The organism is Streptomyces sp. NPDC088246 (assembly GCF_044741025.1).
In the GTDB taxonomy this organism is placed as follows: domain Bacteria; phylum Actinomycetota; class Actinomycetes; order Streptomycetales; family Streptomycetaceae; genus Streptomyces.
In genome coordinates this window covers 22,057-42,487 of sequence record NZ_JBIURV010000028.1, presented here as the reverse complement: position 1 = coordinate 42,487, position 20,431 = coordinate 22,057, and the positions used below count along the sequence as shown (strand labels likewise).

19 protein-coding genes and 1 tRNA gene are annotated in these 20,431 nt (G+C 71.4%); 13 read left to right on the top strand and 7 right to left on the bottom strand.

Annotated features, from left to right (window positions below):
- Window positions 1–46 precede the first annotated feature (46 nt).
- Both ACIPEK_RS31810 and ACIPEK_RS31805 read right to left on the bottom strand, forming a co-directional pair.
- A complete protein-coding gene (locus ACIPEK_RS31810; protein ID WP_402003147.1) occupies window positions 47–727 on the bottom strand; it encodes an ABC transporter ATP-binding protein in 681 nt (226 codons plus the stop codon).
- On the bottom strand, window positions 724–1,818 hold the full coding sequence (locus ACIPEK_RS31805) for an ABC transporter permease (protein WP_402003144.1): 1,095 nt from the start codon (window positions 1,816–1,818) through the stop codon (window positions 724–726). Before ACIPEK_RS31805 ends, ACIPEK_RS31810 begins: the two co-directional genes overlap by 4 nt.
- A gap of 110 nt (window positions 1,819–1,928) precedes the next feature.
- Here ACIPEK_RS31805 and ACIPEK_RS31800 point away from each other — a divergent pair, with 110 nt between their 5' ends.
- Both ACIPEK_RS31800 and ACIPEK_RS31795 read left to right on the top strand, forming a co-directional pair.
- Window positions 1,929–3,146, top strand: a complete 1,218-nt coding sequence (locus tag ACIPEK_RS31800; protein ID WP_402003141.1) for a sensor histidine kinase — start codon at window positions 1,929–1,931, stop codon at window positions 3,144–3,146.
- Entirely contained in the window at window positions 3,143–3,775 is a 633-nt protein-coding gene (locus ACIPEK_RS31795; protein WP_402003138.1) for a response regulator, read from the top strand. The genes ACIPEK_RS31800 and ACIPEK_RS31795 overlap by 4 nt, the downstream gene beginning before the upstream one ends.
- A 17-nt stretch (window positions 3,776–3,792) precedes the next feature.
- Here ACIPEK_RS31795 and ACIPEK_RS31790 read toward each other — a convergent pair whose 3' ends face one another.
- Window positions 3,793–4,095, bottom strand: a complete 303-nt coding sequence (locus tag ACIPEK_RS31790; RefSeq protein WP_402003135.1) for a DUF5955 family protein — start codon at window positions 4,093–4,095, stop codon at window positions 3,793–3,795.
- Window positions 4,096–4,344: 249 nt separating this feature from the next.
- Here ACIPEK_RS31790 and ACIPEK_RS31785 point away from each other — a divergent pair, with 249 nt between their 5' ends.
- Together ACIPEK_RS31785 and aceB are read left to right on the top strand one after the other, a co-directional pair.
- Window positions 4,345–4,950, top strand: a complete 606-nt coding sequence (locus tag ACIPEK_RS31785; protein ID WP_383076800.1) for an NTP transferase domain-containing protein — start codon at window positions 4,345–4,347, stop codon at window positions 4,948–4,950.
- 234 nt (window positions 4,951–5,184) lie between these two features.
- Window positions 5,185–6,804, top strand: coding sequence for a malate synthase A (gene aceB, locus ACIPEK_RS31780; RefSeq protein ID WP_402003132.1), 1,620 nt, complete (start codon window positions 5,185–5,187; stop codon window positions 6,802–6,804).
- A 356-nt stretch (window positions 6,805–7,160) separates the two neighbouring features.
- On the opposite strand, the gene ACIPEK_RS31775 is transcribed toward aceB, so the two are convergent.
- Window positions 7,161–8,351 carry a hypothetical protein gene (locus ACIPEK_RS31775; protein WP_402003129.1) on the bottom strand — a complete coding sequence of 397 codons (1,191 nt, stop codon included), beginning with the start codon at window positions 8,349–8,351 and terminating at the stop codon, window positions 7,161–7,163.
- Window positions 8,352–8,741: 390 nt separating this feature from the next.
- The gene (locus ACIPEK_RS31770; protein ID WP_402003126.1) at window positions 8,742–9,458 is read right to left on the bottom strand and encodes a right-handed parallel beta-helix repeat-containing protein; all 717 of its coding nucleotides are present in this window, start codon (window positions 9,456–9,458) and stop codon (window positions 8,742–8,744) included.
- Window positions 9,459–9,866: 408 nt separating this feature from the next.
- On the opposite strand from ACIPEK_RS31770, the gene ACIPEK_RS31765 reads away from it, so the two are divergent.
- The 5 genes from ACIPEK_RS31765 to ACIPEK_RS31745 all read left to right on the top strand — a co-directional run bounded on the left by ACIPEK_RS31765 (window position 9,867) and on the right by ACIPEK_RS31745 (window position 15,377).
- Window positions 9,867–9,939, top strand: a tRNA-Cys gene (locus ACIPEK_RS31765).
- A gap of 108 nt (window positions 9,940–10,047) precedes the next feature.
- Entirely contained in the window at window positions 10,048–11,184 is a 1,137-nt protein-coding gene (locus ACIPEK_RS31760; RefSeq protein ID WP_402003123.1) for a gala protein, read from the top strand.
- Entirely contained in the window at window positions 11,181–12,929 is a 1,749-nt protein-coding gene (locus ACIPEK_RS31755) for an ankyrin repeat domain-containing protein (RefSeq protein ID WP_402003120.1), read from the top strand. Before ACIPEK_RS31760 ends, ACIPEK_RS31755 begins: the two co-directional genes overlap by 4 nt.
- Window positions 12,926–14,164: an AAA family ATPase gene (locus ACIPEK_RS31750; protein ID WP_402003117.1), complete on the top strand. Its 1,239-nt coding sequence runs from the start codon at window positions 12,926–12,928 to the stop codon at window positions 14,162–14,164. The genes ACIPEK_RS31755 and ACIPEK_RS31750 overlap by 4 nt, the downstream gene beginning before the upstream one ends.
- A gap of 55 nt (window positions 14,165–14,219) precedes the next feature.
- Window positions 14,220–15,377 (top strand): VWA-like domain-containing protein, encoded by a 1,158-nt coding sequence (locus ACIPEK_RS31745; protein ID WP_402003300.1) that lies wholly within the window; start codon window positions 14,220–14,222, stop codon window positions 15,375–15,377.
- Between the two features lie 63 nt (window positions 15,378–15,440).
- On the opposite strand, the gene ACIPEK_RS31740 is transcribed toward ACIPEK_RS31745, so the two are convergent.
- Together ACIPEK_RS31740 and ACIPEK_RS31735 are read right to left on the bottom strand one after the other, a co-directional pair.
- A complete protein-coding gene (locus ACIPEK_RS31740) occupies window positions 15,441–16,433 on the bottom strand; it encodes a fibronectin type III domain-containing protein (RefSeq protein ID WP_402003115.1) in 993 nt (330 codons plus the stop codon).
- Window positions 16,434–17,206: 773 nt separating this feature from the next.
- Window positions 17,207–17,890, bottom strand: a complete 684-nt coding sequence (locus ACIPEK_RS31735; RefSeq protein WP_402003112.1) for an alpha/beta fold hydrolase — start codon at window positions 17,888–17,890, stop codon at window positions 17,207–17,209.
- Between the two features lie 72 nt (window positions 17,891–17,962).
- Here ACIPEK_RS31735 and ACIPEK_RS31730 point away from each other — a divergent pair, with 72 nt between their 5' ends.
- From ACIPEK_RS31730 to ACIPEK_RS31715, 4 genes are all read left to right on the top strand, one after another.
- The gene (locus ACIPEK_RS31730; protein WP_402003109.1) at window positions 17,963–18,328 is read left to right on the top strand and encodes a chitosanase; all 366 of its coding nucleotides are present in this window, start codon (window positions 17,963–17,965) and stop codon (window positions 18,326–18,328) included.
- Window positions 18,222–18,812 (top strand): tyrosine-type recombinase/integrase, encoded by a 591-nt coding sequence (locus ACIPEK_RS31725; RefSeq protein ID WP_402003297.1) that lies wholly within the window; start codon window positions 18,222–18,224, stop codon window positions 18,810–18,812. The genes ACIPEK_RS31730 and ACIPEK_RS31725 overlap by 107 nt, the downstream gene beginning before the upstream one ends.
- 95 nt (window positions 18,813–18,907) lie before the next feature.
- Window positions 18,908–19,486, top strand: a complete 579-nt coding sequence (locus ACIPEK_RS31720; protein ID WP_402003106.1) for a carboxymuconolactone decarboxylase family protein — start codon at window positions 18,908–18,910, stop codon at window positions 19,484–19,486.
- A complete protein-coding gene (locus ACIPEK_RS31715; RefSeq protein WP_402003103.1) occupies window positions 19,483–20,352 on the top strand; it encodes an RNA polymerase sigma-70 factor in 870 nt (289 codons plus the stop codon). Before ACIPEK_RS31720 ends, ACIPEK_RS31715 begins: the two co-directional genes overlap by 4 nt.
- The last annotated feature ends 79 nt before the right edge of the window (window positions 20,353–20,431 follow it).

Genomic DNA, 20,431 nt, shown 5'->3' with positions numbered 1-20,431 from the left:
CCTCAGGTCGATACGGGTCATGGGGGCCGGGCTCCCCCATGACGCCTCAGGTCGCTACGGGCGCCGTCAGACGTCCGTCGTCCATCGTGACGGTGCGGTCCGCCCTGTCCAGATGGGCCCGGTCGTGCGTGACCATCACGGTCGCCGTCGACCGCTCCGTCGTGAGCGTGACCAGCAGGTCGAGCACTGCCGCACCCCGCTCGTGATCGAGTGCGCTGGTCGGTTCGTCGACGAGCAGCACCGCCGGTTCGTTCATCAGGGCTCGGGCGATGTTGATCCGCTGACGCTGTCCGCCCGACAGCTGATGGGGCCTGCGGCCGGCCTTGTCCGCGAGGCCGACCGCGTCCAGCAGCTCCAGCGCCCGGCGGCGGGCTCCGCGTACGGCACCGCCCGACAGATGGGTCATCACCTGGAGCTGTTCGGCCGCGGTGAGGGACGGCAGCAGGTTGGGCTGCTGGAAGACGATGCCGATGCGTTCGCGGCGCAGCGCCGCCTTTTCCGCACGGCCGAGGCCCGCGGTGTCCGTACCGGCGACGACGACCCGTCCCTCGTCCGGGGTGACCAGGGTCGCGGCCACCGCCAGAAGGCTGGACTTGCCGGAGCCGGACGGTCCGACGACCGCGGTGAGCGAACCGGCGGGCACGTCCAGTGAGATCCGGTCCAGGGCGGTGAGCCGGCCGTCGCCGTCGGGGTAGGTGAGGGTGACATCGGCGAGGGTGAGGGTCATCGGGCACTCCCGAGTGCGGTGAGCGGGTCGACGGCGGTGATCCGCCGGATGGACAGGGCCGCCCCGGCGGCACCGAGGGTGATCATGACTGCCGCCGGGACCAGGACGGTCGCCGCGTCGAGGACGAACGGCACGGCCCCGCCGCTGACCAACGCGCCGATGCCCGAGGCGAGCGCGGTGCCCACCCCCGTGCCGATGGCGAGCATCACGACGGCCTGCCCGAGTGCGTCGCGCAGCAGATACGGGGTGGAGGCACCGAGCGCCTTGAGGACGGCGACATCGCCGCTGCGCTGGATCGTCCAGACGGTGAAAAAGGCGCCGATCACCAGGGCGGAGATGGCGAACAGGAAGCCGCGCATCAGCTGGAGCGAACCGTTCTCGGCCTGGTAGGAGCCGATGGCGGTGAGGGAGTCCCCGAGGGAGAGCGTGCTCGTGCCCGCCGCCCGGTCGCCCGCGGCGAGGTCGGCGCCGACGGTGGTGGTCAGGGCAATCACCGTGGCGTGCTGCGCCCGGCCGTCGCCGTCCGTCCCGAATCGCTGCCAGTCGTCGAGCGAGGTCCACACGACCGGCGTATGGCTGTACGAGGCATCTCCCGCGACCGCCACGACGGACACCTCGGTGCCGCCCAGCCGCAGCCGGTCTCCGGCCCCGGCGCCCAGGTCGTCGGCGGCCTGTTCGGACAGCACCACCTTCCCCGTGCCGACCCGCGCGCCACCGATGGGCGCCAGGCCCCCGTCCGGCTCGACGCCGAACGCCGATACGGCCGCCGTGTGCTCCCCCTCGACGGTGGCGGCGTTGAGGGTGCGGATGCCGAGCGGCTCCGCGCCGCTCACGCCGGGCCGCTCCGCCCACTTTTGCCAGGTGCTCTCCCCGACGGTCGAATTGGTGAAGGACACCGACTGCCCGTCGGGCGGGGCGGCGAACGCGAGGTGGTCCGCGTTGAGCCCTGTGACGGCCGAGGTGTTCTCCCGGGCCAGACCGGCCGTGAGGCCGGACAGCAGGCCCACGAGCAGCGTGATCAGCACCACGACCGTGCCCATGAGCGCGAACCGCCCCTTGGCGAACCTGAGATCTCTCCATGCGACGAACATGCTCCCAGTCTCGGTTCGCCGGCCTCCGGAGACATCGCTCGGCGGTGGGGCCTGACATCAACCTTTCGATTGACCGGGCGGGGGCGCCGTCCGTCTACGCTGGACGAATCATGGATTCCCGTGCCCACCCTCCGGTCGCCGCCGCGCTGCGGCTGTGCCTGCACGCGCTGCTCGTGGGGCTGCTCGCGCTCGCGGCGGTACAAGCCGTCCGTGACGGCGCCCCGCACACCGCCGCCGTCATCGTGGTCACCTGTGTGATGGCCGCCGTGTACGCGGCGGGGGCGCTCATCCCCGCCGTGCAGCCACACAGCCCACCGGCCGCCCTGTGGCTGGCGCTGCTGGGCGCCGTCTGGCTGGCGCTGCTCGCCCTGTCGCCCGACGCCCTGTGGGTGGCGTTCCCGCTCTATTTCCTGCAGCTGCATCTGCTGCCGACGCGCTGGGCCCTGCCGGCCGTCGCGGTCACCGCCGCCGCCGCCATCGCCAGCTTCGTGCTGCACGGCCAGACCGTCACGCCCGGCACCTTCATCGGTCCGGTGCTCGGCGCGGCGGTCGCGGTCGCGACGGTTTTCGGGTACGACGCGCTGTTCCGGGAGAACGAACGGCGCCGCGAGCTCATCGAGGAGCTGATGGCGACCCGTGCGGAGCTGGCCGAGGCGGAACGCACCGCGGGCACGCTCGCCGAACGTGAACGGCTGGCCCGCGAGATCCACGACACCCTGGCACAGGGCCTGTCCAGCATCCAGCTGCTGCTGCGTGCCGCCGAACGCACCCTCCCCGCCGACGCCCCCGCCACCGCGCACGTACGCCGGGCCCGCGAGGCCGCACAGGACAATCTCGCCGAGGCCCGCCGCTTCGTTCGCGCCCTGACGCCACCCGATCTGGAGAAGGGCTCGCTGGCGGCCGCTCTGGAACGCCTCTCGTCCCGCACCACGGGCCCCGGCCTCACGGTGCAGTTCGCGGTCAGCGGCTCCCCGGTGGAGCTGCCCACCCCGTACGAGGTGGCGCTGCTGCGCACCGCCCAGTCGGCGCTGGCCAACACGGTGCAGCACGCCGGGGCGCGGCGGGCGGAGATCACTCTCAGCTTCATGGACACCTCGGTGTCACTGGACATCGTCGACGACGGCCGCGGTTTCACCCCGGGGAGCGGGCCGGTCGCGGCGGCCACCGGCACCGGCGGCTTCGGCCTGCCCGCGATGCGTTCCCGGGCCCGTTCGCTGGGCGGCACGCTGAGTGTCGAGTCGGCGCCCGGCCAGGGCACCGCGGTCGCCCTCACCCTTCCGCTTCCCGTTCCGCTCCCCGACGGCCGACCAGGACAGGACGCCGCATGACCACCCCCATCAGGCTGCTGCTCGCCGACGACCACCCGGTGGTACGGGCGGGGCTGCGGGCCGTGCTCGACGCCGAATCCGACTTCCGCGTGGTCGCCGAGGCGGCCACCGCCGAGCGGGCCGTCGCGCTCGCCGCGACCGGCGAGTTCGACGTCGTCCTCATGGACCTGCAGTTCGGGGCGGGCATGCACGGCTCCCAGGCCACTGCCGCCATCACGGCACAAGCGGGCGCCCCCCGGGTCCTGATCCTCACCACGTACGACTCGGACGCCGACATCCTGGCCGCGGTCGAGGCGGGCGCCGCCGGCTATCTGCTGAAGGACGCCCCGCCGGAGGAACTGGCGGCGGCGGTGCGCACGGCGGCGGCCGGCCAATCGGCACTCGCTCCGGCTGTCGCCCACCGTCTGATGGACCGCATGCGGACCCCGGCCGAGGCCCTGACCAAGCGCGAACTGGAAGTGCTGCAGCTGGTCGGCGAGGGCCTGTCGAACCTGCAGATCAGCAAGCAGCTCTTCCTCAGCCAAGCGACGGTGAAGTCCCATCTGGTGCACATCTACGCCAAGCTGGGCGTGGACTCCCGCACCTCGGCGGTCGCGGCGGCGACGGCCCGTCGGCTGATCCGCCGCTGATTCCCGGCCGCCGTGCGTCAGCGGCGCGGCGGCTCGCCGAAGAGATCCACGGCGACCCGTACGTCCCTGAGTGCGGAGGCCAGTGCGCTGACCGAGCCGATCGCCCCCGCGATCAGCAGCAGCGAACGACGCAGGCGCGGAATCTCGGGCGCGCCATTGACGGCCATCGCATCCAGCGCGGCCAGCTCGTCCTCGGCGATCCCCCGGTCCGGGAACTCCGCGGGATGCCCCGCCAGCTCTCGGCGGAGTCGGGAGACGGCCGTACGCAGCTCCGCCACCCTCGGATCCTCACCACTGCCGGTCACCCGCGTCTGCCCCACGCTTCGCAACAAAGCACTCCCCCTCGCACATCCTTGTGCCAGTGTTCCGACAGGGTCCCGGACCGCGGTCAAGTGTCCCGGGATGCCCGCAAGTTAACGCCATGACAGGTGTCGAGCGCCACTCCGCAGACAGAATTCGGGGTGCCCCGTAAGGGTGACGCACAGGTGGCTCCGGGGACGGCGCCGCCCGTCCGTGCCCTCCTGGGGCCCGCTTGCGCGAGGAGGGCACATCTGAGGTATCCAGTCCGCATGACTCGGACAACACAGACCCCGATGGTCGCCGGGCTGCTGCTCGCCGCGGGCGGCGGACGGCGACTCGGCGGGCAGCCCAAGGCACTGCTCGAACACCGCGGCCGGCCGCTGGTGGAGCACGCGGTACGCGTGCTGCGGGAGGGCGGCTGCGACCGCGTCCATGTGGTCCTGGGCGCCGCGGCGGAAGAGGTACGGGCACGTGCCGACCTCGCCGGCTGCACGGTGACCGTCAACCCCGAGTGGACCGAGGGCATGGGCTCGTCGCTGCGGGCGGGGCTCGGGACGCTCTGCGGCACGGGAGCGGACGCGGCGCTCGTCCTCCTGGTCGACCAGCCGGGTATCGGCGCGGACGCGGTGACACGGGTGCGATCGGCGTACCGCTCCCGGACGAGTCTCGTGGCCGCCTCGTACGACGGTGAACGCGGCCATCCGGTGCTGTTCGGGGCCGACCGGTGGGCGGACATCGCGGCGGAAGCGGTGGGCGACCGGGGCGCTCGGGCGTATCTGCGGGCACACCGCGATGCGATCACGCTCGTCGAGTGTTCCGATGTGGCTCAGGCGTACGACATCGACACGGTGGAGGACCTCAAGCACCTTGAGTGAACCCACTGGCACCCGGCGCCGGCCCCGCCCCACTTCTGTCGACCCGGAGAATCTCGACATCAACAAACCATTGAACTTCCACCATGAGGAAACTACTATCCACTGGTCAGAAGCCCTCTGCACCCCGGACGGCGCCCACGGCCGTATCCCGGAGCCCTGGCACGCCGTGCCGTTTCAGGCGACCCGGCGGCCGTGAGAAGCCGCCCGCACCACCCGCTGAAGGAGTGACAGCTCATGTCCGCACCAGCGCCGTCCCCGCTGGCCATCGTCGATGCCGAGCCCCTGCCCCGGCAGGATGAGGTCCTGACCGAAGCGGCCCTCGCGTTCGTGGCCGAACTGCACCGGCAGTTCACGCCCCGCCGTGACGAGCTGCTCGCCCGCCGGGGCGAGCGCCGCGCCGAGATCGCCCGTACCTCCACGCTGGACTTCCTGCCCGAGACGGCGGCGATCCGCGCGGACGACTCCTGGAAGGTCGCGCCGGCCCCGGCCGCGCTGAACGACCGCCGGGTGGAGATCACCGGTCCGACCGACCGCAAGATGACCATCAACGCCCTGAACTCGGGCGCGAGGGTCTGGCTCGCCGACTTCGAGGACGCGTCCGCCCCCACGTGGGAGAACGTCGTCCTCGGCCAGCTCAACCTGATCGACGCCTACACCCGCACCATCGATTTCACCGACCCCGGGTCCGGTAAGTCGTACGCCCTGAAGCCCGCCGACGAGCTCGCAACGGTCGTCACCCGTCCCCGCGGCTGGCATCTGAACGAGCGTCACCTCCAGCTCGACGGCACCCCGGTGCCGGGTGCGCTGGTCGACTTCGGCCTCTACTTCTTCCACAACGCCCAGCGCCTCATCGACCTCGGCAAGGGCCCGTACTTCTACCTCCCGAAGACGGAGTCGCACCTGGAGGCCCGCCTCTGGAACGACATCTTCGTCTTCGCCCAGGACTACGTCGGCATCCCACAGGGCACGATCCGCGCGACCGTCCTCATCGAGACGATCACTGCCGCGTACGAGATGGAGGAGATCCTGTACGAGCTCCGCGACCACGCCTCCGGGCTGAACGCGGGCCGTTGGGACTACCTCTTCTCCATCGTCAAGAACTTCCGCGACGGCGGACCGAAGTTCGTCCTGCCGGACCGCAACGCGGTGACGATGACCGCCCCGTTCATGCGCGCGTACACCGAACTCCTCGTGCGCACCTGCCACAAGCGCGGCGCGCACGCCATCGGTGGCATGGCGGCCTTCATCCCGTCCCGCCGTGACGCCGCGGTCAACAAGGTCGCCTTCGAGAAGGTCAAGGCCGACAAGGACCGCGAGGCCCACGACGGCTTCGACGGCTCCTGGGTCGCCCACCCGGACCTGGTCCCGATCGCCTTGGCCTCCTTCGACGCGGTCCTCGGCGAGAAGCCGAACCAGAAGGACCGCCTGCGCGAGGACGTCTCGGTGGCCGCGGGCGACCTGATCGCCATCGACACCCTGGACGCCAAGCCCACGTACGACGGCCTGCGCAATGCCGTCGCGGTCGGCATCCGCTACATCGAGGCCTGGCTGCGCGGCATGGGCGCCGTCGCCATCTTCAACCTCATGGAGGACGCGGCCACCGCCGAGATCTCGCGCTCGCAGATCTGGCAGTGGATCAACGCGGACGTGGTCTTCGAGAACGGCGAGCACGCCACGGCGGACCTGGCCCGCAAGGTCGCGGCCGAGGAACTCGCGGCGATCCGCGCCGAGATCGGCGACGAGGCGTTCGACGCGGGCAAGTGGCAGCAGGCCCACGACCTCCTGCTCCAGGTCTCCCTGGATCAGGACTACGCGGACTTCCTGACGCTGCCGGCGTACGAACAGCTGGGCTGAGCCCCCGCTTCCGCCCCGGCACTCCGCCCCCGGTACCGCACAGCACCGGGGCGTCGTGCCGGGGCGTTCCCGGATGCGTCGGGCCGCCCCGCGAGGAGGCGGCCTCAGCGCGTTCCGGCGTCCGGGCCGGCTTCCGCCCAGACGCACTGGCCCGGGGCTCCGGTGCGCGGCACGGCACACCAGCGGTCCACGAGCAGTTCGGCCCGCGTACGTGACGGACGACCGTCGTACAACCTGCTGCACGCCGGGTTCCAGATGTTCGACCTGGGCGCGCGAGGGGACGCCCCTTGCTCCGCTTCAGCGGCCGTCTGAGCGCGAGGTTCGACCCGGACGTGCGAGGGACGCCCCTGTCCTCGTCAGGATGCCGGACGCCGGGCCCCCACCGGGGGCATGGTGTGCAGCAGCTCCAGTCGGCGCTGGACGGCTTCGACCGCCCCGGAGCGTCGGCCAGGAACGTGTCGGCGCAACGAGACCAGAGGCGGACCGAGTTCCCGGGCCCGCTGCGGGTCGCGAACTTCCTGCCACTGGTGGTGGGCGCGGTCCACGGCGCCTTCTACGGCGGGGTCGTCCGGGGGCTGTTGCCGGGCAAGGCGGGCGTCGGCGGCAGCCATCCACAACTCACAGCTGTGTGCCGGATCGTCGGCCAGACGAGCGAGGTCGGCCCGGACCTCCAGCCAGTGGGTGGCCTGCACGGAGCCCGCGCCGTAGGTACGCAGAGCCCACCCCTCCCACATGGCTGCGAGCGACGCAGCCTCGCTGTGCCGCCCCGCGTGGGCGGCGGCAAGAATCGCAGGCAGCGGATCCGCTACGGCCGCCTCGGTGTTCTCCGAAAACGGAGCAGGAGCCGTCGGAACAGGTGCAGGCTCCTGGTGTGGCCGGCCCGGTGCCGGCACAGCCGATGCCGCAGGGACGGGGACGGCTGCGTGGCCAACGGCCAGGAACAGCGCGTCGTCGGGGCCGGCCTGGGCGGCGGCCTGTTCATGGAGCTCGGCGAGCGGCGGGTTGATGCCACTGCGCCAGGTGGTGGCGAGGGCCTTCAGGTAGGCCGGTTCTACGATCCGGTGGCGGGGCGGCTGCGGGATGATCCGGCCGTATACGCGGATCCCATGGCCCAGGACGAGACCCTCGGTACGGAGCTGCTGCCATGCGTCAGGGGCGGCGACCATGTCGGTGACGACGGTGGTGGTGCCCGGGCGGCGCAGTTTGAGTTCGCCGGCCAGCCAGTGCCAGGGCAATGCGGTGTAGCGCAGGGTGGTCGGCGTTGTCCGGGCGAGTGCGAGGTGGATCAGGCGCTGCTTGTGGTCGAGGTGGAGTTGTCCGGTGATGTAGAGGGAGAGCGGGCCGGGTGTGGCGGCCACGGCGCGGATGCGGGTGAGGACGGTCTGCGGGTCGGTCGGGTCGGCGAGTTCAACGATGGTGGCCGCTGCCGTGCCGGTCAGGAAGCTGGGCGGGACCGCCGCGAGCGTGGGCAGGACGCTGGTTGCGTGGATGAGACAGCCCTTGCCGGCCGGGGCTGCCGCGATTAACAGCGCGGTCCCGGATGCCATGCCGCCCTCCCCGTTGATCATCACAAGAGCACCGTAGCCGCTGCCCGGCTTGTGAACGTAGCCAGCGGCCAACTCCTTTCCGATGCGCAGTGGGGGGTGGGCATCAACAACCACAGGTCGAGATCAGGGCGAGGGGGTCCGGGGCCGAGAAGGGACCCGCGCCCGCGATCCGGCCACCGCCGAGGGCGGCTTCGCTGCGACGGCGATGCAGCGGGAAGCCAGGAGTCCGACAGGACCTGCCCCTGACAAGCCCCTCGGCCTGCGGGAACCGGTTGCACCGAGGCGCGGCGAGCCGGCGGGGAGTGCCGAGCCGAGGGAGGACGGGGTGGTCCGGCCCGAGCACCTCCCCCCGGTGTAGAAGCCGCGCAAGCCACATCCGAACGAGGGCCGCTAGAGCCTGCTGTTGCCCCCCTTGTTGACGATGCTCGCCTTCTTGCAGTTGCCCCAAGTGAGTCGAAGGCCGGTCTTGCCACCGCCCCGGCCGCCCCACTTGATCAGCGAAATACCCTTGCCGTAATAGCCGATTCCGTACTTGTTGCTCTTGAAGACGTTGCCGCGTCCGCAGGTCTCGCCCTTTTCGAGTCGGCCCCACTCGCTGAACATCGCGTACTTGCCGGACTTGGTGAAGGTGTTCCCGATGACAGTGTTGTTCCTGCTCCCGTCCCTGATCCGCACGGGATCATCGCTGATGGACGAGAACTTGTTTCCCGTGATGACGCTGCCTGAGGTCTTGACCAGGTACACCCCGTGCATGTTCGCGCCGTTGCTCAGACGGGAGAAGGTGTTCTTCCTGATCACGATGCCGGAGGAGTTCTGCACGTGGATCGCACCGTAGCCGGTGGGACCGCTGAGTGATGTGAACTTGTTACCGGTGATGGTGATGTTCGAGACGTTCTTGAGCCGGATCGCGTTGGCGTGACCGGAGAACTCCCTGCCGCTGATGGTGAAGCCGCCGGGGCCACCGTCGATGCAGAGCTGATAATCACCCTTGGGGCACTTGACCTGCCCCGGGTACGTCGAGGCGGCTGCCGAGCCCGGTGCGGCCAGGCCGCCCAGGACGAGCGCGCTGCCGGCAGCAGCGGTGACGACGGTATGACGCAAGCGCATTATTTCATCCTCCTGATGTCGATCGGTCTTCGCTGAATGTGACCAGTCGTGGCGGAGCGGTACTCGACTGTCGGACAACGAGACATGGCAGCGGTTCCTTCGCCGAGGTCGGCACCGCCTCCGGATTCCGGACGGTGACGCAAACCTCGGACAAGGGGCCGGGCCCTGGCAATCCCGGCGCGGTGTCCCGGACACGAGGAAGCTCTGACCTGCTTGTCCTCGCTCATCCCGGACAAGTCCCGCCTGCGAAGTCCGGGGTGGCGAGCGGACGAGCGGGCGAGCGGGCGAGCGGGACGAGGCGACGAGGCGACGAGGCGACGAGGCGACGAGGCGACGAGGCGACGAGGCGATCAAACAGAGGCACTGGTGTGCGAATTCGGCATCCATGCGGCTAGGATCACGCGCGGCAAGGCTGTAGCGCAGAGGTCGTCGCGCCCTAGCAGCAAGCTGGAGGACGTCGGTTCGAATCCGACCGGTCTTGCCGCCTTTTTCGTGGAGGAGAGTCGATGGCGTCGGTTCGTCCTGAGCGGGCGGAGAACGCGGTCGCCCTCTCCTGGCCGGGTGCCGACGGGGGACCTGGGGAGTAGTGATGTTGCAGCCGATGCCCGTGCGCTGTCCCGCGATCGAGCACCCGGACATTCCGCTCGCCGACGCGGCCCTGCTGGATCCGCTGCTGGAGCGGCTGGAATCGGCGCACCCCGTCGAGACCGACGAGACCTTCCCGCTCGGCACGCTACGGGTGGACGGACGGGTCGATCTCTGCAAGCAGGGCCTCGGGGCGGCGGGCGCGGTCCGGGTGATGCCCGCAGTCGCCCGCTCCCCGCACGCCGCGCATGTGCTGCTCGGCACCAACTCGCTGGGCGACGAAGGAGCGCGGGCCGTCGCCGACGCGCTCGGCCGGGACGACCACGGGCTGCGAACGGTCTACCTCGGCTGCAATCGCATCGGAGCCGACGGGGTCAGCGCGCTCGCCGGTGCGCTGAGCGAGGACGACACCGTCAGGGCGTTGTGGCTGAAACGCAATCCCGTGGGTGACGCCGGTGTCCGGGCGCTCGTTCCGATGCTTCGCCGCAACACCGTCCTGCGCACCCTCGACCTGGTGAACAGCGGGCTCACCGCCGACGGCCTCGCGGCGCTGCTGGCCGTACTGAGTCAGCGTTCCCGGCCCGTCGACCGGCTGTTCCTCGGGGGCAATGGCCTCGGCGCCGAGGCCGCCGCGCTGCTGGCCGCGCTGATCCGGGACGCGGGGGTGCGGGAGCTGTACCTTCCGGCCAACCACCTCGGTGACGCGGGGGCCGCCGTGCTCGCGGCCGCCGCCGACCCCGCCCGTCCGGTCCGGCTCGGTCTCGGCGGCAATGGGATCGGGCCCGCCGGTGCACGAGCCCTGGCCGATGCGCTCGGCGGGATCGAGGCGCTCGATCTGGGCCGCCCGCCCTCGGAGCGCAGCCTCGGGGCCCGGTCCAATGTCACCGGTGACATCGGAGCCCATGCGCTGGCCGGCGCCCTGCGCGGCAGTCCGCTGCGTCGGCTGGAGCTGTGCCACACCGGACTCACCGGGCGCGGTGCGAAGACCCTGCTCGCGGCCGTCGACGCCGACTCCCGTCTGGAGTACGTGGGGTTGGGGCCGGGCCTTCCCCGCAAGGTGAAGCGGTCCTTCGCGGCGCGGCTGCGCCCGGACTGCGGGCCCCCTGCGGACCTGCGCGCGGTCAGGAGCGTCTACCGGTGAGCCCGGACGCGGCAGCCGGGTACTTCGCGCCGAAGGAGGTGGCGAGCCGACGGCAGGTCCGCCGGTACGCGGTGCCCCGGTGGATGATCGAGGAGTCCGCCGGGCGACGGGCAACGGGAGACTGGCAGGGCGCCTGCTCGACTGCCCGGTTCGATGTGACATTTGACCTGGCCGAGGTCTTGGCGCAGTACGGTCCGGACGTGGCCGGGTCACTCGGGTCCGATCTCCGTCACCTGGTACCCGACCTGGTGCGCTGGCATCTGCCGCGGGTCCTGGGCGGACGCTCGACGCTCGCCACCGACCGGACCGTGGTCCTGGCGGGCTACGGCGACGCGGCGGACGGGCCGGGGCCGACGGCACCGTATCTGTATCTCCGTACACCCCCCATGGTCGACGGACCGCAGCGGATCTCTCTCCGGTTCGGCCCGATGGGACGCAACGCGGCACCCGGCGTCTTCCGCATGGGAATCGAGGACTGGCGAACCTCACGGCATCTGTGGGACGCACGCCGTACCGACGAGCTGCGCACACGGGTCGGTGGCGCGGACCGGCTGCCGTTCTTCCACGCCGACGGCACACCGCGCGGGGCGGACGAACTGCCCGTGGCGGACCCGGGCTCCGGTGATCCGATGGCCCGCGCCGAGTGGGTGACGCTGCTGCACCAGAGCGGCCAGGTGCCCGAGTCCCTGGCGGCGGCCGGAATCGAATGGGATCCGACGCCACCGCAAACGCCTGCGTGGTACCGGGCGACTCCGGAAGGGATCATGTCCGGGCCGGCGCTCGATGTTCCCCGACTGGAGGCGGAGGTCCGGCGGTTCGCGGACCGGAGTCCTTCGGAGCGTTTCCAGATCGGTGAGGACTGGCGGGCCAATCTCCTGCTGGAGTTCACGGGCCGCGGACGGCTGCGGATCAGTCTCGTCGGACGAGGGGCGGCCGAGGGCGCGGCCTTCCTGCCCGAGTCGCTCTGGCGCCGGCTGCCGGACCTCGACCTGTTGCGGGCCGGCGGGGTGTCTCCCGGGGAACTGCATCCGCTGGTCGCAGGCGCACTCTTCCCGGGCCTCGACAGTCCGGCCGGCCCACCGGGGCCGACGCCTCCCGAACCGGTACGGGTCAGGTGCCGGGGCGAATGGCACGACGTCGTCTTCCGCGACGGAACGCTCGGCTCCCCGCACAGCCCGCAGGAGCGACAGCGCGAGAACGCGCTGCGGGCCTTCGGCGGCGCGGTCACCGGCTGCTTCGCCGTGGAGCACGCCTGCACCTCCGGCACGGGCCGGCTGCCCAAGGCCCTGCGGGCGCAGCTACGGGACCTCTTTCTGCGCGCCCAGCACGGGGACACACCGGGGGTCCTGGAACTCCTGGACGCGGGGGTCGACCCCCGGGTACGGGACGGCGGGCAGCGCAGTCTGCTCCATGTGCTGCACCTGCTCGACCACGAGCCCATGCTGCCCCGGCTCCTGGCAGCCGGCCTCGATCTGGAGGCACTGGATCACCGGGACCGCACCCCGCTCTGCACGGCGGTCGGCAACGGTGGTTCGCCGGAACTGGTGAAGGCGCTGGTCGAGGCCGGGGCACGGATCGACGTGGTCGACCAGATGGAACTCTCGCTGGACCAGCTGATCCGCAAGTACCGGCGGACGGACCTGGTCTTCCTCAGGGAACGGGTGGAGAAGGAGCATCCGGGCATCGGGGCCGACTGGTGGGACGAGTGGGAGGACGACGAAGAGGAAGAGGATGAGGAAGGGTGAGCACCATCGCCCGCAGCACTCCGGGGCAGCCATCTGCATCGCCGTCTCCGGCCGCCGTGCCGGGACCGCTGGACGCGGCCGACGATCTCAATCGCAGGCTGCGCACCTCGCGTACCGAAGCCGCCACCAATCCTCAACTGGAGGCACTGGCACTGGCAGTGACGGCCAATCAGCCGGTGCTGCTCTGGGGCGAGCCGGGCATCGGCAAGTCGGCCGGCATGGAGCAGCTCGCCGCCGGGCTCGGCCTCCGGCTGGAAACGGTCATCGCCAGTGTGCACGAACCGTCCGACTTCGCCGGGCTGCCGGTCGTCGGTGACGATCCGGCCGTGTCCGGCGTACCGATGGCCCCGCCCGACTGGGCGGTCCGGCTCGCGCGCACGGGCCAGGGGCTCTTGTTCTTCGACGAGTTGTCGTCCGCTCCGCCGGCCGTGCAGGCGGCACTGCTGCGCGTCGTTCTCGAACGGCGGGTGGGCAGCCTGACGTTGCCGGAATCCGTACGCATCGTGGCGGCGGCGAATCCTCCGTCGAGTGCGGCGGACGGCTGGCACCTCAGCCCACCGCTCGCCAACCGTTTCGTGCACCTCCAGTGGACGCACGATCCGCGCACCGTCGCGCGGGGCATGGCGGGTACGTGGCCCGAGGTGGCGGTCCCGGTCGTCGACGCCGCGAGGGTTGCGGGCTCGGCGGCGCGGGCCCGCGGTGCGGTCTCCGGCTTCCTCACCGCGCGTCCGGGCCTCGTCCATCACATGCCGGCCGATGCGGAGAGCCGTGGCCGGGCCTGGCCGTCCCCACGGACCTGGGACATGGCGCTGCGGCTGCTCGCCACCGGGTATGCGACGGGCGCCGGGCGGGAGGCAGTGGCCGCCGCGCTGACCGGGGCCGTGGGGGACGGTGCGGGCATCGAGCTGCTGTCCTACCTGGAGAACCTCGACCTGCCCGACCCCGACCGCGTACTGGCGGACCCCGCCGCGTTCGCCCTGCCCGAGCGCGGCGACCGGCAGCTGGCCTTCCTCATCGCGGTCGTCGCGGCCGTCCAGGGCGATCTCACCCGGCGCCGCTGGGAGGCGGGCTGGGCGGTGCTGGCGAAGGCCGTGGACGCGGGTGTGCCCGATGTGGCGGCCAGGGCGGCGGTGGACCTGGCGGCGATGCGGGACACCGACTGGCCGGTGCCGGAGGGCATCGACGCCTTCGTGGAACTGCTGCAGCTGTCCGGCGCCCTGCCGCAGAGCGGCTGAGGTGGGCACGTCGGTGCCGGAACCGGAAACCGCCCCAGGGCGGCCCCAGTTGGACATGACGAAGCTGCTCGCCGCCCGCTACCGGGCGGCGACCGACCGGCCCTACCTGGCCTCGGCGCTGTACGCCCTGTCGGTGGTGGCGAGCGCCGAGGTGCCGACGATGGGCGTGGACCGGCACTGGCGTTGCTATGTGTCGCCCGCCTTCGTCGACGCGACACCGGTGGCGGAGCTCGCGGCTGTGTGGGTGCACGAGGTGGCGCATCTGCTGCGCGACCACCACGGGCGGGCGGAGCGTCTGCCCGCCGCCGACCAGCGCGACCCGCACCGCGTCAATGTCGCCCAGGACTGCGAGATCAACGACGACCTCATCGCCGACGGGCTGCCTCTGCCGGCCGGCCGGATGGAGCCGCGGCTCTTCGGCCTGCCGGCCGGGCAGCTCTTCGAGGCCTATCTCCATGACCTGCCGCCGGACCCGACCGTGCACAACTGCGGGTCGGGCGCCCATGGACAACCGGTGCCCTGGGAGCCGGCCGGGGCCGACGGGCCGACACGTCTCGGCCCGGTCGAGGCGGATGCGCTGCGGCGCCACACCGCGGAGGCCATGCGCGCCCATCGGCGCAGCCGGGGCAGCCTCCCGGCGGGCTGGCAGCGCTGGGCGGATCAGGTCCTGGAGCCCACGGTCGACTGGCGGCAGGCGCTCGCGGGCGCGGTACGGGAGGCCGCCGCGTGGGCCGCCGGGGCGATCGACTACACCTACCGCCGCCCGTCCCGCCGCAGTGCGGCGCTCCGCGGCGTCGTCCTGCCCAGCCTGCGCCGACCGTTGCCCCGCGTCGCCGTCGTCATCGACACCTCGGGGTCGATGGGTGACGAGGAGCTCGCCTCGGCTCTGGCGGAGGTCACCGGGGTGCTGCGGGAGGTGGGCGTCCGGGGCAATCGCGTCACCGTGCTGGCCTGCGACGCCGATGTGCGAAGCGTGTCCCGGGTGACGGCCGCCGAACAGATCACCCTGGGCGGGGGCGGCGGCACCGACATGCGTGTGGGCATCGCCGCCGCTCTCGCTGCGCGGGACCGCCCGAACATCGTCGTCGTCCTGACCGACGGCTACACCCCCTGGCCGGACGAGGCCCCCTCGTGCCGGCTCGTCGCGGCACTCATCGGCGCGGACGCCCCACAGCCCCCTCGGTGGGTGGAGACCGTGCGCGTCACCTCCTGAGGCCGGCCGGGACGTCACGTCACCCACCGCGCCCGCCCCGGGAACAACGGACCGTATGTGGGCTCAGTCGCCGAGGACGACCGTGCGCTGAGCGGAGAAGTCCCCCCACTTCCCGTCAGGCAGCCTGGCGCGGATCTTCATCGAATAGCGGGTGCCCGGCGGGTCGCTGACGGTGAGCCGGTAACTCGCCCGGCCTGCGGGCGGGGTGGAGCCCCACACGATCGTGGTGGTCAGCCGGCCGCCCATGAAGAGCTGGTACGCCGGGATCTCGCCGCCCGTCTCGGGCTGCTTCCAGTTCAGGTCGATGACGTACTCCTTGCTCTGGACGCGGTTGCGGATCCGCAGGTCGCTGGGGGCGGTACCGGCCGGAGCGCCCGGGGCGGACGCGGTGGTGAGATCGAGGGCATTGCTGTCCGGCGAGGAGGTGTCGGCGGCGTCGCGGGCGCGGACGGTGAAGGTGTAGACGGTGCCGGGGCGCAGTCCGGTCAGATGCGCCGTGGTCTGTGTGCCGGGCACGCTGTGGATCCGGGAGTCCTCCTGGTAGATGTCGTACGAGGTGATGCCGACGTCGTCCGTCGAGCCGCCCCAGGAGAGGTCTGCCGCCCGGCTGCCGTCCGCCGTGCCGCGCAGTTTCACCGGGCGGGTCGGCGGCTCGTGGTCGGCGGGGGTCGGGGCTGGTGTGGTGACGTTTGCGGCGGCGCTCGGCGCGGAGAGGTTCCCGGCGGCGTCGCGGGCGCGGACGGTGAAGGCGTAGGGGGTCGAGGCGGTGAGTCCGTCGACGTCGGTCATCACCTTGGCTGCCGGGACGGATTTGACCTTCTTGCCCTTGCGGTAGACCTCGTAGCCGGTGACCGCCTTGTTGTCGGAGGCCGGCTCCCACATGACGTGCACGGAGGTGGCGCTGCTGGCCTGTGCTGTCACATGGCCCGGTGTCGTGGGTTTCCGGGTGTCCGCTTCCGGGGTGGAGCCGCAGGCGGTGAGCGCGGCGAGGAGCAGGGCGGCGGAGCAGGCCGACGCGGCGGTTGCGTGGGGGCGTTGCACGGTCGTGCCTTCCATTCGGCAGCAATGGTCCAGACCTGTATCGCATGGTGGGAGGGTCGCCGACAAGAGGGTGCAGCGGAACGTTCCGCAATGTGCCGGTGTGCGCAGACGATCGTGCGTCGGCGGGGTGCCGGATGTGACGTACGGTCGGCTGATGCTGTGCATACGCGGGGTTGTGCTGCCGGAGCGCGAGTGGCGCGAGTTCTGAATCGCCGGCGGGCTCGCGGGCCGGGACGCGGAGACGATCGTCGACGGCGGCCGGCTGCTGCCGGGACTCGTCGACGTACACACGCATCCCGGGGCGCTGGAGCCGGGCGCCCCTTTCGACGAGGAGCTGCTGCGCAGGCAGTTGGGCGAGCACCGCGATGCCGGAGTGCTCGCCGTGCGCACCCCTGGCACCTCGCAACGGATGCCCGCGTGGGTGGAGAAGGACCCTGAGTTGCCGCGCGTGACATCGGCTGCCGGCCCAGGCAGCGCTGGGCGCGGCGTCCTGGACGGCGAGAACCTGGCTCGGTCTGCCGGGGCTCGTGGGCGGCGCACCCGCCGACGTCGTCGCGTACGCCACCGACCCGGCCCTGGACCCTGCCGCGCTGGATCACCCGAGCCGGATCGTGCTCCGGGGACGCGTCGTGCGATGAGCGATGAGTTCCGGGCACCGGAGCAGTCTGCACTGCAGGGATGGAGCGGATCATGGCACCCGGCACTGACAACAACGCCCCGGCCGCGGGTGGAGGCGAAGGACGGCACACGGCTGCCGGCCGGGCCGTGGGCCGGCAGCCGCTCGCCCTTCAGCTGGTGAAGAACTCCGTGATCTGCTGTGCGACCTGGTCGGGGTGGATCTCATGCACCCGGTGGCCGCCCCCGATCGTGATCAGCCGGCAGTCCGGGATCAGCGAGGCCATGTCCTGCAGGCGCCCCTGGGGCATGGTGGACTCCGGGCCGCCGGCGATCATCAGCGTCGGCGCGACGATCTCGCCGAGGCCGGCCGCCCACTCGGGGTCGGGGTCGGCCACCTCGGCCCGGATGGGAGCGACGACGGCCCAGTCGTAGTCCACCGGCCCCTCCGGTTCGGCGGCCGGCTTCAGCTCGCTCGGGAACGGCGGCGGGCTCTCCACCAGCACCAGCCGCTCCACCCGGTCCGCGTGCTCCTGGGCGAGCAGATGGGCGACGACACCGCCCATCGAGTGGCCGACCAGGCCCACCCGGTCGAGCTCGCACTCGTCGAGGAAGCCGAGGACGTCGTCCCGCATCAGCTCGACGGAGTACTCGTCCGGCCAGTCGCTCTCGCCATGACCGCGCAGGTCGATGGCGTACACCCGCCACTGTTCGCCGAGCAGACTCCCGGCCGCCTCCCAGCTCGCGGCGGAGCCGCCGAGGCCGTGCAGCAGGACCACGGGCGAGCCGAAGGGGTCGCCCCAGGTCCGATACGCCAGCCGTACATCGCCGACATCCACAACAGACTGATCTTCCATACCCATGACGCTACAGCCGAATGAACGAAGACCTTTCACCCCCGGCTCCCCGCGGCCCGGCAGGGTTGAGGGGTGAGCGTCGTTCCCCACCCGCTGCTCATCGCTGTCGCCACTGCCGTCATGGCCGTCTCCGTGCTCTCCGGCTGCTCGTCCGACAGGTCCGCCGAGGGCGGTCCGGAAGCCGGGCTCGACGATCCGGCGAACAAGGAGATCGCCATGCAGCTGGTCTCCAGCGCGGAGAACTCCTCGCTCGACCGGAAGGCGCAGTACATGCACATCGAGGACATCGGCGACGGCCGCGGCCTGGAAACGCGACTGCGAACGTCTCAGCCTGGAGGCCATCCGCATCCCCGAACGCCTCTACGAGCGGATCCAGCAGCGCCAGGCCAAGACGATCGACCGGTTCCTGCAGCGCGAGGGCCGTGTTCCGACCGGTGAGGAACGCCTGAAGATCGCTCTGTTCCCGGCCCAGAACGCCAACCGGCAGCGCGTCAAGGGCGTCAGTTGCGGCTGGTTCGACGCACAGTTCCGCGAGTGGATCGACTCGCTCACCGACATTCACGTCGTGACCCGCCAGGCCCGGCACACTCCGGCCACGAACCTGCTCAGGAACGGCGCCAACCTTTCCCACGTCAAGCGTTGCCTCGGACAGGCATCCGCGGCTATGGCCGAGAACTACGTCCACCTCGCCGGCACCGACCATCAGCTCGAAGACGCGCTCGATGCCATCCAGGTCACCGGCCCCGGAGCCTGCGAGCCCGGCGTGCTGCCGGCCGGAGGCGAGCCGATGTCCCGCGCGCAGGCCGAAGCGATGGTGACCGAAGGCGCCCGCACCAACCTCCGCTTCGCCGACAAACGCATCGCCGACCTCGAGATCCAGATCCTCGACCTCCGGCAAGCTGTCCCGAACGCCTCCCGATGAACCTCTATTCGCGATGGCGGTGGTTGTCACATTCGAGGGTCCGGCGGTGTCTTCATGCCGAACGGCCGAACAGGCACACGTACAAGGAGAACACCATGGCGCTACGCGTCCCGAAGGCCGAGCTCCCCACCGAGCTCGGCGAAAACATGATCAAGCAGCTCGGTGCCGTGCCCGAGCCCGTCGAGGTGGTGTGGCACAACCCGAAGGTCGCCACGTCCAACCTGGAGTTCTCGGCCAAGCTGGCCGAGTGGGACGAGGCCGACGCGAGCCTCAAGTCGTTCGCGCACATGGCGGTGGCGGGGCAGGTGGGCTGCGGCTGGTGCCTCGACGTCGGCTACTTCCAGGCGCGGAACCAGAACCTGGACCTGGCCAAGGCGAGCCAGGTGCCGCGTTGGCGGGAGTCGGAGGTGTTCACCCCGCTGGAGCGGGACGTGCTGGAGTACGCCGAGGCCATGACGAACACGCCGCCGACCGTCACCGACGAGCTGCATGCGAGCCTGCTCGACCGGCTCGGCGCGGCGGCGATGGTCGAGCTCACCGCGTACATCGCCTTCGTCAACATGGCGACCAGGAACAACAGTGCGAACGGGATCACCTCGCAGGGCTTCTCCGACGCTTGCGAGATTCCGCTGGCCGCACGTGCCGGGACTTCCGCCGCGGCTCCGTCGGCATGACCGAGGACCCGTTCGTCGCCCATCGCAGTCTGCTGTTCACGGTCGCCTACGAGATGCTCGGGTCGGCGGCCGATGCGGAGGACGTGCTGCAGGAGTCCTGGCTGCGGTGGGCCGACGTCGACCAGACGCAGGTGAGCGACGCGCGGGCGTACCTCGTCCGGGTCGTCACCCGGCAAGCGCTCAACCGTCTGCGAACGTTGTCGCGCAGCCGCGAGGACTACGTGGGTGAGTGGTTGCCGGAGCCGCTGCTGACCAGCCCGGATGTCGCCGAGGACGTCGAACTCGCGGAGAGCGTCTCGATCGCGATGCTGACCGTGCTCGAAACGCTCGGGCCGACGGAGCGCGCGGTGTTCGTGCTCCGCGAGGTCTTCGAGATGCCGTACGGCGAGATCGCCGAGGCGACGGGCAAGTCCGCGGCCGCGGTGCGGCAGATAGGGCGGCGGGCACGCGAGCATGTGGCGGCTCGGCGGCCGCGGGTGCAGGTGAGCCGGTCGGAGCAGCAGGCCGTGGTGGAGCGGTTCCTGGGTGCTTTGCGCACCGGGCAGTTGCAGCAGCTGATGGAGATCATGGCGCCGGACGTGGTCCTGATCGCCGATGGCGGCGGGGTTGCAGCCGCCGCTCTGGCTCCGATCCACGGGGCCGGACCGGTGGCGAAGGTGCTCGCGCGCGCGAACCGGGTGGAAGTGGCCGCGTTCGAGGCGACGACCGTGTGGCTCAACGGAGCGCCCGCGGGCCGGATCGATGTCGACGGCGAGCCGGCCGCGGTGAGCCTCGTGATGGAGAACGGGCGGGTCACCCAGATCTACCTGGTGAGAAACCCGCAGAAGCTGACGCGGCTGGATGAACCGGCCGAACTCGCCAGGTAAGCCCGCTGTTGCTCTGGCGGTGTGAGTGTTCCGGGCGGGTCGAACCGCCCGGAACACTCGCGACCGCACCGTGGTCAGA